At 73.8% G+C, this 12848-nt stretch carries 11 protein-coding genes; 2 read left to right on the top strand and 9 right to left on the bottom strand.

Annotated features, from left to right (window positions below):
* The first annotated feature begins 32 nt into the window (after positions 1-32).
* Positions 33-1067 (top strand): DMT family transporter, encoded by a 1035-nt coding sequence (locus HDG68_RS15835; protein ID WP_343037622.1) that lies wholly within the window; start codon positions 33-35, stop codon positions 1065-1067.
* 81 nt (positions 1068-1148) lie between these two features.
* Here the strand turns inward: HDG68_RS15835 and HDG68_RS15830 are convergent, their stop codons facing one another.
* Complete coding sequence (locus HDG68_RS15830) at positions 1149-2612, bottom strand: LVIVD repeat-containing protein (RefSeq protein WP_343037621.1); 1464 nt, start codon at positions 2610-2612, stop codon at positions 1149-1151.
* Between the two features lie 87 nt (positions 2613-2699).
* Here HDG68_RS15830 and HDG68_RS17230 point away from each other — a divergent pair, with 87 nt between their 5' ends.
* Entirely contained in the window at positions 2700-3446 is a 747-nt protein-coding gene (locus HDG68_RS17230; protein ID WP_172153611.1) for a DUF305 domain-containing protein, read from the top strand.
* Between the two features lie 72 nt (positions 3447-3518).
* On the opposite strand, the gene HDG68_RS15820 is transcribed toward HDG68_RS17230, so the two are convergent.
* The 8 genes from HDG68_RS15820 to HDG68_RS15785 form a co-directional block, all read right to left on the bottom strand.
* The gene (locus tag HDG68_RS15820; RefSeq protein WP_172153610.1) at positions 3519-4328 is read right to left on the bottom strand and encodes a CPBP family intramembrane glutamic endopeptidase; all 810 of its coding nucleotides are present in this window, start codon (positions 4326-4328) and stop codon (positions 3519-3521) included.
* A 44-nt stretch (positions 4329-4372) separates the two neighbouring features.
* The gene (locus HDG68_RS15815; RefSeq protein WP_343037620.1) at positions 4373-5374 is read right to left on the bottom strand and encodes a WxL protein peptidoglycan domain-containing protein; all 1002 of its coding nucleotides are present in this window, start codon (positions 5372-5374) and stop codon (positions 4373-4375) included.
* Positions 5375-5381: 7 nt separating this feature from the next.
* Positions 5382-7040, bottom strand: a complete 1659-nt coding sequence (locus HDG68_RS15810) for an HtaA domain-containing protein (protein ID WP_172153609.1) — start codon at positions 7038-7040, stop codon at positions 5382-5384.
* 55 nt (positions 7041-7095) lie between these two features.
* Positions 7096-8430, bottom strand: coding sequence for a hypothetical protein (locus HDG68_RS17460; RefSeq protein WP_172153608.1), 1335 nt, complete (start codon positions 8428-8430; stop codon positions 7096-7098).
* Positions 8427-9659, bottom strand: coding sequence for a hypothetical protein (locus HDG68_RS15800; RefSeq protein ID WP_172153607.1), 1233 nt, complete (start codon positions 9657-9659; stop codon positions 8427-8429). Before HDG68_RS15800 ends, HDG68_RS17460 begins: the two co-directional genes overlap by 4 nt.
* The gene (locus HDG68_RS15795) at positions 9656-10471 is read right to left on the bottom strand and encodes a heme ABC transporter ATP-binding protein (RefSeq protein ID WP_172153606.1); all 816 of its coding nucleotides are present in this window, start codon (positions 10469-10471) and stop codon (positions 9656-9658) included. Before HDG68_RS15795 ends, HDG68_RS15800 begins: the two co-directional genes overlap by 4 nt.
* Before the next feature lie 86 nt (positions 10472-10557).
* Positions 10558-11637, bottom strand: a complete 1080-nt coding sequence (locus tag HDG68_RS15790; RefSeq protein ID WP_172153605.1) for a FecCD family ABC transporter permease — start codon at positions 11635-11637, stop codon at positions 10558-10560.
* On the bottom strand, positions 11634-12749 hold the full coding sequence (locus HDG68_RS15785; RefSeq protein ID WP_172153604.1) for a heme/hemin ABC transporter substrate-binding protein: 1116 nt from the start codon (positions 12747-12749) through the stop codon (positions 11634-11636). The genes HDG68_RS15790 and HDG68_RS15785 overlap by 4 nt, the downstream gene beginning before the upstream one ends.
* Positions 12750-12848: the final 99 nt, after the last annotated feature.

Raw genomic sequence — 12848 nt, 5'->3', positions numbered from 1 at the left:
CCGACGGCGGGAGGAACCGTAGACTCCGGCGGGTGACTCCCCCTCCCGCGGCGACCGGCCCCGACGCGCCCGGCGGCAGCACGGGCACGGTGCTCGGCGTCGCCGCCGCCGTCGTCGGCGGGCTCGCCGCCGCAGGGCAGTCCCGCGTCAACGGCACGCTCGCCGACCAGGTGGGGTCCGGGTTCGCTGCGGCCGTCGTCTCGTTCGGGTCGGGCCTGCTGTGGCTCGGCGTCGCGCTGCTGTGCTGGCCGGCGGCACGGGCCGCCGTCGGGCACGTCCGTACCGGGCTGCGCACCGGCGGGCTGCGCCCCTGGGAGGCGCTCGGCGGGCTGGGCGGCGGCTTCTACGTCGCGGCTCAGGGGCTGACGGTGCCCTCGCTCGGCGTCGCCCTGTTCATGGTGGCGATCGTCGCGGGGCAGTCCGTGAGCTCCCTGATGGTGGACCGGCTCGGCCTCGCACCCGGGGGCGTCCGGCTGGTCACCGTGGGCCGCGCGATCGGTCCGGCGCTGACCGTGGCGGCCGTGGCGATCGCGGTCTCCGGGTCGGTCGGCCGCGTCGACGGCGTGTGGCTCGCCGTGATCCCGCTGCTGGCGGGCGGGTTCCAGGCCTGGCAGCAGGCGATGAACGGGCGCGTCCGCGCCGTGGCCGTACCGCCGCCGCCCGCCGGGGCTCCGCCGTCGTCCACGTTCCCGGGCGTCGCCGCGGCCACGTTCGTGAACTTCCTGGTGGGGACGGTGGCGCTGGTGCTGGCCTTCGCCGTCTCGGTCGCGGTGTCCGGGTGGCCCGGCGGGACGCTCCCGGCGGACTGGCCCGTGGACCTGGTGCTGTACTCCGGCGGGCTGCTGGGCATCGTGTTCATCGGCATCCAGGCCGCCGTCGTGCACCGGATCGGCGTGCTGCTGCTCGGGCTGGGACTGATCGCCGGGCAGATCCTCGGCGCGCTCGTGCTCGACGTCGTCGCCCCGGGCGCCGCCGCGCCGGGGGCCGCGATGTACGTCGGAGCGGGCCTGACCCTCGTGGCTGTCGCGGTGCCGCTGCTCGAGGCCCGGCTGCGCCGTCGGCCCTGAGACGCGACGAGCGTCTCTGCCTGCATGCCATGGGCGGTCCATGAGGTGCAGACAGAGACGCTCGATCACGTCGGGTGAGGGTCAGCCGTGGAAGCGGACCTGCCCCTGCGGGTTCAGCTCACGGTAGGTGTTCGGCTTCTGCTTGCCGACCCCGGCCGAGTCGTCGATCGACAGCACGTCGAAGCCCTGCTGGATGTCGTTCGAGAAGACGTACCCGTTGTAGTAGTACGCCGACCACGAACCACCGAGGACGAGACGCTCCGAGGACAGCGGACCGCGGTCGAACCAGGCGAGCTCGGTCGGGTTCGACGAGTCCGTGAAGTCGAACACCGAGATCCCGCCCTGGTACCAGGCCTGGACCATGATGTCCTTGTTCTTCACCGGGATCAGCGAGCCGTTGTGGGCCACGCAGTTCTCGGTGTTGGTGTTGGTCCGCGGGATCTTGTAGTAGCTGCGGAACTCCAGCTCGCTGTCGACGATGTCGTAGATGCCGTTGGCGCCCCGCGTCTCCCCGACGTCGGGGTTGCAGGTCGCGGCGCCGCCACCGCCGAGCTCGTCGGTGAACACCACCTTGGTGCCGTCGTTGTTGAACGTCGCCGAGTGCCAGAACGCGAAGTTCTCGGTGTCGCGGACGTTCGAGATCACCTCGGGGTTCTCCCGGTCGGAGATGTCCATGAGGATGCCGTCACCCATGCAGGCACCGGCCGCGAGGTCGAGCTTCACGTACGTCGTGATGTCGTGGCAGCCGGAGGTGTTGGTGTACCCGCCCTCGGGGAAGAGCACCGGCTCCGAGACGACGGCGGCCTGCGCCGGTGCCTTGGTCGGGATCTTCACCACGGAGATCTTGTCGTGCGGCGGCTGGCACCCGGACAGCAGCGCGTGCGGCGAGTACGAGGAGACGTACACGTACAGCGTCTTGCCGTTCTTGGTCGGCGCGAGCGAGTGGGTGTGCGACCCGCAGGCGGTCTCGACGGCGGCGACGTACTCCGGCTCGGTGGGCTCGGAGATGTCGAAGATCTTCAGGCCCTCCCAGTAGTCGACCCCCACCGGGTAGATCGAGCTGCTGGAGCAGGAGTCGTCGGTGCGCCACGAGTCCGTGGACAGCACGAGCAGGTCGCCGTAGACGGAGACGTCGTTCTGCGAGCCGGGGCAGACGACCTGGGCGGCCTGGGTCGGGGCCTCCGGGTCGGAGATGTCGTAGACGGTGAAGCCGTCGTAGTTGCCCGCGAACGCGTAGTCACCCTGGAACGCCAAGTCCGAGCTGTAGGAGTTCTCCGCCGCGAACGCCCCGTTCTTGGGGATGTTGGCGAGCAGGTCCATCTTGAACGAGTCCGACGTCCCGGGCTCGGTCAGCGACGCCGGCGTCGCGGAGTCGTCCAGGGCCACGATGCCCTGGGCGGGCAGCTCGCTGCCGTCGTCGGGCGCGTCACCGCCGGGTTCGGCGAAGCCGGGAGCGGCGACGGCGAATGTGCCGAACGCCAGGACCGCGGTCAGCGCTCCGGCACCCAGCGCGCGTCGTCGCCCGGTCGTTGTCGAAGGACGCACAGGCGTCACACCTCCTTGGTAGGGTGCCTTCACTTTGACCGAATGTGACGTGGACCACCAGGTGAAGCGTCGAGAATTTACCGGAGCGTGACAGTGGACGTCCGGCGAACATCCAGCAACAACGGCCGCGACCCGGTCCGACGACGGCGCAGGTCGCGGGCGTGCACCGGTGCGGCCGTCGTCGTGCTCGCCACGACCCTGGGCGCCTGCACGCCGGACGAGCCGGAGCCCGCGGCCGTGCCGCCGTCGAGCGTCGTGGTGCAGCCCGGCCGTCCGGGTGAGGCGGCCACGACGATCGCGCCGGAGGACTACGAGGCGCCGGCGCCGGCGTCGGACTGGAACCAGGCGGACGTCGACTTCTTCGCCGACATGATCCACCACCACCTGCAGGCCCTGGAGATGTCCGAGCTGGCACCCGACCGGGCCGCGAGCGCCGACGTGGTCGCGCTCGCCGACCGCATCCACGACGTGCAGGCCTCCGAGATCCACGGGCTGGCCGCCTGGCTGCAGGAGCGCGACCTGCCGGTGCCCGTGGTCGTGGACCCGGGCGACGGGTCCGGGCCGCGCGTGGCGGGCGGCCACGACCACGACGTCGAGGACATGACGGGCATGCTCTCCGACGCGCAGATGGCCGAGCTCGCCGCGGCGTCGGGGGCGGAGTTCGACCGGCTGTACCTGACGGGCATGATCCAGCACCACGAGGGTGCGGTGCAGATGGCGGTGGACGTGCAGGTCGAGGGTGTGGACGAGCGCGCGAACGAGCTGGCGGACGACATCGGGGCGGGACAGCAGGCGGAGATCGGGCGGATGCAGGACCTGCTCGCCGACCTCTGACCGGTGCCGGTGCCGGTGCCGGTGCCGGTGCCGGTGCCGACTCACACAGGGTCCGGACCGCGACCGGGCGGCTCAGGGGGCTGTGACGAAGACGTCGAGCAGCTCGGGCCGGTGCCCGTGCACCAGCACCCCGAAGACGACGGCGTCGAACAGCAGGTGCACCGTCACCACGTACGGCAGGGACTTGTAGCGGGCGAAGATCCAGCCCTGCACGAGCGCGAACGGGATGGTCAGCGCCGGTCCCCACTCGCGGTAGCCGAGCTCCCACAGGAACGACACGAACACCACGGCCTGCAGCACGTTCGCGACCTGCAGGCCGAAGTGCCGGCGCAGCAGCGCGAACACCGTGCAGATGAAGAACAGCTCGTCCCAGATGCCCACCGCGTTGACGCCGACGAACAGCCGCGCGATCTCGCCGTCGGTCTCCAGCGTCGGCCAGTTCAGGTACGCCCCCGAACCCAGGAAGTAGGCGGGCAGCACCAGGTAACCGACCACGACCACGACGCCCAGGTAGATCCACTGCCCGCGCGTCCAGCGCCGCCCCGTGAACGCCGGGAACGTCACCGCTCCCGCGCCGTCGTCGTCGCGGAACCAGTACCTCGACAGCGCCCACGGCACCAGTACCGCCAGCGACAGCGCGACCGTGAAGCGCGCCATGCCGGCGTTCGACAGGTCCGCCTCCAGCGAGATCGTCGAGACGATCGTCATGCCCAGCGCGATGAGGCCCAGGTCCTTGCCGAGCCCCCGGTCGACCAGCATCCCGAGGACGACGCCGGCCACCAGCGGCACGTAGCCGAGCGGACGCTCGTGCACGGCGAACAGCAGGACGGCCGCACCGCAGACGAGCACGGCGGCGGCGTACCGGGCGACCACGAGAGGCATGCCCGGACCCTATCCGGGCGAGGCCCGGGCGGGCGTCCCGTTCGTCAGTCGGCCGGCCGCACGGGGCGGCGCACCACCCACACCACGACGCCGGCGACCACCAGGACGACGACGGCGAGCGCGGCCCACGGCACGACCCATCCGGCGGTCTCGGCGGAGTCGGCGACGGCACCCCCGCCGCCGATGCCCACGACCACGCCATCGACCCGGACGTCTGCGGTGGCACGGAAGAACGGGCGCACGCCGGTGACCTCGACGGTGCGTTCCACCTCGGCGCCGGGCAGCAGCTCGCCCAGGTCGGCCGACACGGTCTGCACGGCGCTGCCGCCGGGACCGGCGACGGTGACGGACTCGTCCGGCACCACCCGGGCGTCGCCGGTGTTGACGAGCGTGTACGTGACGGTCGCGTCGGCGGTGGCCAGCGGGTTGACACCCGTCGCGGCGTCGAGCCGCAGGTCACGGACCTCGATCCCCGGGCTCAGGTCGCCGGAGACGCGTGCGTGCACCCGCAGCGCGAGGCGGCGGTCCACGGACACCGCGCCGTCGCCGACGGTCTGCTGCATCGAGGTGACGAGCCCGCCCGCGTGGTCGCCGGGCGTCGCGTCGTCCGGCACCGTGAGCGTGAAGGGAACCTCCGCGGAGGCGCCGGCGTCCAGCGAGAGCGTGTCACCGGGCAGGTCGAGCGTGATCCAGGTGCCCAGGTCGGACGGCGAGCCGTCCGCGGGCAGCAGGTCCAGGTGACCGTCGCGGGTGGTGAAGGCGTCGGTGGCGTACACCGAGAGCTCCAGCGGCGTCGTGGACCGGTTCGCCACGACCAGGGTGTCGGAGACCTCGTCCCCCGGGTCGACGGCGTAGGCGTAGTTGGCGCGGTCCTCCCCGGTGGCACCGACGACGGTGCGCTCGGGATCGGGTCCCGCGCCGGGGGCGAGGGACCAGGTGAGGTCGTCGGTCGACGGGGCGGTGTCGGCCGCGGCAGGCAGGGCGGCGCCCGCCCCGACGGCCAGGAGGGCCGTCAGGGCGAGCGTCGCGATCGAACGGATGCGCACGGGTCCGTCAGCCCACCGCGGTGAGCGTCAGCACGCCGGAGTAGTCGCCCGCCGGGGTGTCCAGCGGGATGGACAGCTCCAGGTCGGCGTCCACGGCGACGGTCTCGGCGTCGGTCTCGCCGGTGCCCGAGGCCAGCGTCGCGGTCTCGGACAGGCCGGCACCGGAACCGGCGGCGACCGGAGCACCGGCCTGCGCGTCACCCGAGGTGACGGCCGGGGTCCAGCCCAGCGCCGACCCGGCGAAGGAGCTGGCACCACCGACGAAGTCCGTGGTGCTGCCGGTGATGGCCCAGGAGCCCCCGGGGCGCGTGTCCTCGACGGTCACCTGGTGCAGCGCGCCGGCCGCCGTGAAGGCGGCCTCGGTCTCGACGGCCGTGCCGAGGCTGACCGCACCGGTGCCGTTGATCGTCCAGGAGAAGGCACCCGGGTCGACGGGGTCCTCCGTCTCGGGGACCTCGACGCCGACCCCGACGTCACCCTCGCCGTCGGCGCCGGGCGCCGCGAAGGTCACCGGCACGCCCAGCTCCTGGGCGGCGTTGGCGGCGGCACCGCCCGCGGCGTAGGTGTAAATGCCGTAGCTGCCGCTGCCGTCCTCGGAGAGGCCGGCCTCGAGCTCGGCGGTGAAGGTGCCGTCGGCATCCATCAGGACGAGCTGGTCGGCGACGTTCGGGTAGTCGTTCTTGACCTGGGTGTACGACGGCTCCGGCAGCGCCCACTTCTGCGACAGGACGGTACGCGTCTCACGCTCCGCGCCGGCCGACGGCTGCCAACCCTCGGCGAACTTGCCGAAGACGACGTAGACGCCGGACGGCTGGTTCGCGGCGACCGGCGGACGGCCGGCGGAGTTGACGTTGGCGGCCGGGTCGAACCCGGAGCCGTCCACGGTGATCGTGGTGGTCGCGTCGGGGTCGAGGCTCTCGGCCTGCGAGACCTGCAGCGCCGGGGACCACTCGACCGGCGCGGTGTCGAGCTCCGCGGTCAGCGACAGGGCGTCCAGCGGGTCCCCGGCGCCGTACAGCGGCAGCGCCTCGGCGCCCGCCTCGGTCGTGGTCAGGCCGCTCAGCGAGACGGACAGGGTGTCCCCGTCCACCGTGGCGTCGACCCCGGTGGCGGTGGCGAACTCGATGTCCGTCCCGCCGTAGGTCCCCGCCTCCCACTCGCCGAACGACCCGGTCACCTCGGCGGACACGTCCGCGACCAGCGTCGCCGCACCCTCGGAGACCTCGACGTCGACGTTCGCGATCGTCACGTCGAAGTAGTGGGTCGGGAAGTGGAAGGCCGCGCCACCCTCGGACTCGACGGTGAACTCGTCGGCCGACGTGAACGATCCGCCCGTCACCGGCAGCAGCCAGGGCAGGGTCTCGTTCGGGGTGGAGGTGTTCGTCGACGAGGCCGGCGTGGCGGACTCGTCGAACTGGCCGGGAGCCACGAGCGTGATGCGCTCGCCCATCGGCTCCGGGGTACCGAGAGCCGCCGTCTGGTTGCCGACGTAGCGGCGGAAGCTCTCCTTGTAGCCCCAGGAGACGTCACCGGAGTCGGCGACGACGTCGCGGGCCTCGGCCGCCTGGGCCGGGGCGACCGTGACCAGGGCAGTGCCCAGCCCGAGGGCGAGGACGCCGAGCCCGGCGGCCGACCGGCGCAGCGCCGGTCGAGGTGTGGTGGTCATGTTCATGCCTTCCATGTCGTGGTGGTCAGGCGGGGTGGGGGTCTGTGGTGGCCGCTCAGGTGAACGGCAGGACGAGCCAGCGGCGGCGGAACCCGACGATCGCGCCGGCGGCGGCGAGCATCAGTCCGGCGCCGGCGAACGCCAGGCGTTCTCCCGGGTCGTCGACGGCATCGGTCAGGGCGGGGACGAGTCCCGTCCCGTCGTCGGCGCCGAGGGTCGAGGCGGCGACGGCGGGCAGGAACGCCGGGCTGTCGCCGGCGGCCGGGACAGGTACCCGTGCGGCGGTACCGAGGGAGCCGGCCGTACCGGCGGACGACGACGGCACGACGGCGGGTGCGAACGTCCCGGTGACGCTCCCGGACCCGCCGGTGGCCGAGCCCGACCCTCCGCCGGACCCGCCGGACCCGCTGCTGCCGGTGTCGGTCGGGCCGAGGCTGGCGTCCGCGTCGAAGCTGACGGTGACGTCGTAGGGGCGCTTGAAGCGGTCGCGGGACGACCCCGACGTGTACCAGTAGGCGCCCTGGCCGGTGTCGACCTGGAAGTCGACGAACGCGCCCGGGAAGGCGCCCCAGCACACGCCGTCGACGTCCTCGCGCAGCTGCGCCTGAGCGGTCCCCTCGACGCGCACGCCGCACCAGTCGGGCGTGAGCACGCCGCCGGCGTCGACGAGGCGGCCGCCGCTGAACGTCGCCAGCGGCACCTCTCGCTCACGCAGCGGGGACCATTTCGTGGTGTCCTCGCGGTCGGTGGCGTACCCGCCCACCGTCGCGGTCAGGGTGCCGTCGCCGTCCTCGTCGAGCTCCAGCACCGGGTCGGACGCCCACCAGTAGGTCAGGCCGCCGTAGAAGACCACGGTGAAGCTGCCGGTCCAGGAGATCTGCACGCTGCCGTCGTCTCCACGTTCGCCGACGCCGCCGTCGACGACGATCTCGGAGCCGCTGGTGTTCCCGGCGCTCATCGTCAGCTCGTCGCCGGAGGGGTCCGAGCACCGCGAGGCGTACGACTGCAGATCCCCCGATGCCCGCTCGACCCGGACGTCGCCGTCCCGGGCCGCGTACAGGTCCCGGTCAGCCGCGGACCACACCCGGCTGCCGCCGGCGTCACCGTCCGGCCCGGGGACGCCCGCCATGAGGAAGTTGCACCCGCCGAAGAAGTTCGCGCCGACGGACTCGTGGTTGACGGCCCAGCGCAGCTCGGCGTTCGTCAGGTCGGCGGGCCCACCGGACCCGTCGTCGTCCGCGCCGGGCACGGTGACGGTCACCTCGACGTCCCCGCCGGTGCGGTACGGCGGACCGAGCTCGTCGTCGTCGGCGGCGGCGGGCGCGGCGAGGCCGAGCGCCAGCACGGCGGCCAGGCCCGCGGCGACCGACCAGGGGCGGTTCGTCCTCACGCCCCCACCCCCGGGTCCCCCGTCGGCGGGGCGGACGGGACGGCCGACGCGACGGACCGCTCGGCACGACGCCGCCGGACAGCGGTGATCGCGGACACCAGGATCACGAGCAGCAGCACCAGGCCGGCGCCGAACACGGCGAGCTCGGCCCACGAGTAGCCGCTGCCCAGGGCTCCGGCGCTCGCCGTCGCCCCCGCCGCCCCGGAGGCCGACGCGACGAGCCTCTCCTCGGCGGCGGCGTCGGCCGGGTCGCGGGTGACGATGATCTCCACCTCGGGCGTCTTGCCCGACGACGCCGCGGTCACGGTGAGCACGTGCGTGCCGAGACGGATGTCGTCGGGCAGCTCCAGCAGTCCCGCGACCTCCCCGTGCGTGCCGGCGGTCAGGGGCCCGACGGCGAGCTCGCCGTCGTCCAGGGACGCGACGACCTGCTCGCCGGGTTCGAAGCCCTGACCGGTGAAGCTCAGGACGCGCCCGGCGACGGCGGTGTCCCGGTCGAACCCGACGGAGGCGGGGCCGGCCTTCGCGGACGCGGACGGGCTGGGCGACGGCGACGCGTCCGCGGACTCCTGCCCGGCCGCCCCGGCGTCGCCGGCACCGCTGCCCTCCGCCGCGGTCCCGCCGTCGGAACTGCCGCCGTCGGACGTACCGCCGGACGCCCCGACGAACTCCACGGGCGTGAACGTCTCGTTGGTGGCGTTGGCGACACCGTGCGCGCCGATGGTGATGACGCCGCACGTGACCTCGAGGCAGTTCACCTCGACGGCGTCGCCGGAACGGTCCTGCGTGGTGAACACGGGGCCGGGCACGACGAGCGACGCCGACCAGGTGCCGTCCTCGGCGAGGGTGCCGCCGTTGGCCTCGGCGGCCGTGCTGGACCCGGGGAAGGCCACGAACCGCTGGTAGCCGGCGTTGTCCGCGGACTCGGAGTCCGGGACGTAGCGCAGCGTGGTGCCCGTCTGCCCGCCCTGGCTGGGCGCCCACCCGCCGCCGGAGACCCACCCGAACAGCACGTAGACGCCGCCGAACGCGTTCGGCACCGACTGGAACCCGGAGCCGGACAGCCGCAGCGTCGTCGCGCCCTCCGCCGAGGCGCGGGCGGCGCCGTCGAGCCCCGACACGGACACGCGTGCGGCGGCCTGCGCCGGAGCGACGCCACCCGGGACGACGGCGGGTGCCGCCACGGCGAGGGTCAGGGCCAGGGACAGCAGGACGGTCAGGCGCCTCATGGCGTGGTCACCTCCGAGGGGGCACCGTGCCGCGGCAGCACGAGCAGCCCGCCGGTGATCGGGTGGCTCAGGACGTCGACCGGGTGGTCGTAGGCGGCGGACAGCAGCTCTGTGGTCAGCACCTCGGCCGGCGGGCCGTCGGCGACGAGCCGGCCGCCGTCGAGCACGGCGACCCGGTCGGCCCACGCCGCCGCGAGCGGCAGGTCGTGCAGGACGACGACGACGGCGCCACCGGCGTCGGCGTGTCGGCGCGCCTGGGCGAGCACCCGGGTCTGGTGGCGCACGTCCAGGGCGGCGGTCGGCTCATCGAGCAGCAGCAGTCGCGGCTCCTGGGCCAGCACGCGGGCCAGGGAGGCGCGGGCCTTCTCCCCGCCGGACAGGGTCGGGTAGCGGCGGGCCGCCAGGTGGGTGACGTCGGCGGCGGTCAGCGCGGAGGCGACGACCTCCTCGTCGCGGTCCTCGGCGTCGGTGCCCGTCCACGGGGCCCGGCCCATGCGCACCACGTCGACGACGCGGAACGGGAAGCTGACGCGGTTCTCCTGCAGCAGCACCCCGCGCAGCCGGGCGAGCTCCGCCGTCCGGACCGCGCCTAGCGGCGTGCCCTCCCAGGCCGCACCGCCGTCGTCGGGCGCCCGGTCACCCGCCAGCACCGACAGCAGGGTCGACTTGCCGGCGCCGTTCGGGCCGACGACGACGAGGATCTCGCCGGTGCGCACGTCCAGGTCGACGCCGGACAGCAGCGTGGCGTCGTCGATGCGGACGCCGGCGCCGCGCACGGACAGGAGGGTGTCGCGGGGGCTCCTCGGGTTCACGCCGTGCTGGTCCTGGCGCGCACCCTGCGGTGCCTCGCTCCGGTACGCCTCGTCCCTCGCCGTCCCTCCGCGGGGGCTCCTCGGGTTCACGCCCAGCCTCCCGCCTGGCGGCGCGTGCGCCGAACGAGCCACAGGAAGAACGGCCCGCCGACCAGCGCCGTCAGCATGCCGATCGGCAGGTCGGCGTACGGCACGGCGGTGCGGGCGGCGAGGTCGGCGGCGAGCAGCAGCACCGCCCCGCCGAGTGCCGAGGCGGGCACGAGCACCCGGTGCCCGGGCCCGACGGCCATGCGGATCAGGTGCGGCACGACGAGGCCGACGAACGAGATGATCCCGCAGAACGCGACGGCGGCGGCGGTCAGCAGGGCGACGACGACGACGGCGACGATGCGCAGCCGTTCGACGTCGACGCCGAGGTGGCGGGCGGACCGCTCCCCGAGGGAGAGCAGGTCGAGGCGGCGGGCGAGCGCGATCGCGCCGACCAGCCCGGCCAGCATCAGGGGCGCGACGATCGCGACGTAGACCCAGCGGGTGCCGTTGAGCGAGCCGAGCTGCCAGAAGACGATCTCCTCGCGAGCCTGGGTGTCGCCGAGGAACGTGAACAGCGCCAGCCCGGCCCCACAGACGGCGTTGATCGCGACGCCGGTGAGGACCAGGGTGACGACCTCGGTGCGTCCACCGGAGCGGGCGAGCGCGTACACGGCGAAGGTGGCGACCAGGCCGCCGACGAACGCCGCGGTCGCCGTCGTCCAGGGGCCGACGGCGGTCCACCCGAGCGCGATGGTGGCGGCGGCGGCGACGGCGGCACCGGACGAGACGCCGACGACGCCGGGGTCGGCCAGCGGGTTGCCGAACACGCCCTGCATGACGGCGCCGGCGGCCGCGAGGGCCGCTCCGACGCAGATCGCCATGACGACGCGGGGGAACCGGATGGTCCACAGGGCGGCGTAGCCGTTGGGGTGGGTGGGTTCCGGACCGAGGTCGAGGCCGACGCCGCGGGCGAGCGCCCCGAGCACCTCCGACGGCGGCACGTGGAGCTGGCCGGACCCGGCGGAGACGACCGCGAGTACGGCGAGGGCGGTACCGAGCAGCACGAACAGCACGGTGACGCGGCCGGTGCGGGCGGGTGGCAGAGTGCGCACGCCGCCGTCGGCAAGGGCGCTCATCCGAGGCTCGCGGGGGCGTAGAGGGCGCGGGCGAGGGCGTCGACGACACCGGTGGTGGACGGGCCGAAGGCGAGGACCTGGCTGTCGGGCATGGCGACGACGCGCCGGTTCTGCCCGGCGGGCGTCTCGGCGAGGGCGGGCAGACGTTCGAGGAGCCCGTCGACGCCGCCGACGGACTCGAGACCGCCCGACATCATGAGCAGCACGTCGGGCTGGGCGGAGATGATGCCCTCGTCGTTGACGGGGCGCATGCCGGTCCAGCCGATCTCGCCGGCGACGTCGACGGCGCCGAGGGACTCGATGAGGGAGTCGGCGCCGGACCCGTCGCCGAAGAGGTAGTAGACGCCGGACTGCCCGCGCACGTAGAGGAAGGCGACGCGCAGCCTGTCGGCGTCGTCGGCGGGCGCGAGCTCGGCGACCTGGGCGACGGTGGCGTCGATCTCGTCCTGGGTTCGCTCGGCGAGCCGCTCGCCGGCGTCGGGCACGCCGAGGGCGGCGGCGACGGACCGCGTGAGGTCGCCGACGTTGTCGGTGCTGCGGTGGGAGTCGACGACGACGACAGGGATGCCGGCCTCGCGCATCTGCAGCACGACGTCCCAGGGGCCGAGGGAGGTGTCGGTGAGGATGACGCTCGGCGCGAGCTCGAGGATCGCCTCGGCGGTCAGGTCGTGGCCGTTCGAGGTGACCTCGGGCAGGTCGAGGATCTCCGGGAACGTCGAGGAGGTGTCGCGGCCGACCACGCTCTCGCCGAGGCCGAGCTCGAACACGGTGCGCGCGAGGGTGCCGTAGAGGTCGAGCGCGAGGATGCGGCTGGTGTCGGTGACGGTGACCTCGGTGCCCTGGGCGTCGGTGACGGTGGCGGGCAGCTGCGGGGCGGGGTCGGTGGCGACGGGTGAGACGGGCGTCGCCGCGGCCTCGACGACGACCTCGCCGGTCCAGTCGTGCGGGTCGGCGAGGTGGTCCTCGCCCGCTGCCAGCTCGGCCAGCGGCGGGCCGGCGACGGCGGTGGTGGTGCCGTCGTCGTGGGCTGCGGTGCCGCTGCAGGCGGCGAGCAGGGCGACCGCGGCGGCGGTGAGGGCGGCGAACGCTCCGTGGCGACGTGCCGAGGACATGCTGGGTGACTCCTGACTTCGCTCGCCAGGTTAGGCGAGGCGTGCCTAAGTTAGATGAGGCTAGCCTGACTTATCAAGATCTCGGCGTGCGGCAGTCCT

It is taken from the genome of Isoptericola chiayiensis, assembly GCF_013149805.1.
GTDB classification, from domain to species: domain Bacteria; phylum Actinomycetota; class Actinomycetes; order Actinomycetales; family Cellulomonadaceae; genus Isoptericola; species Isoptericola chiayiensis.
This window is presented reverse-complemented; position numbering and strand designations above follow the sequence as displayed.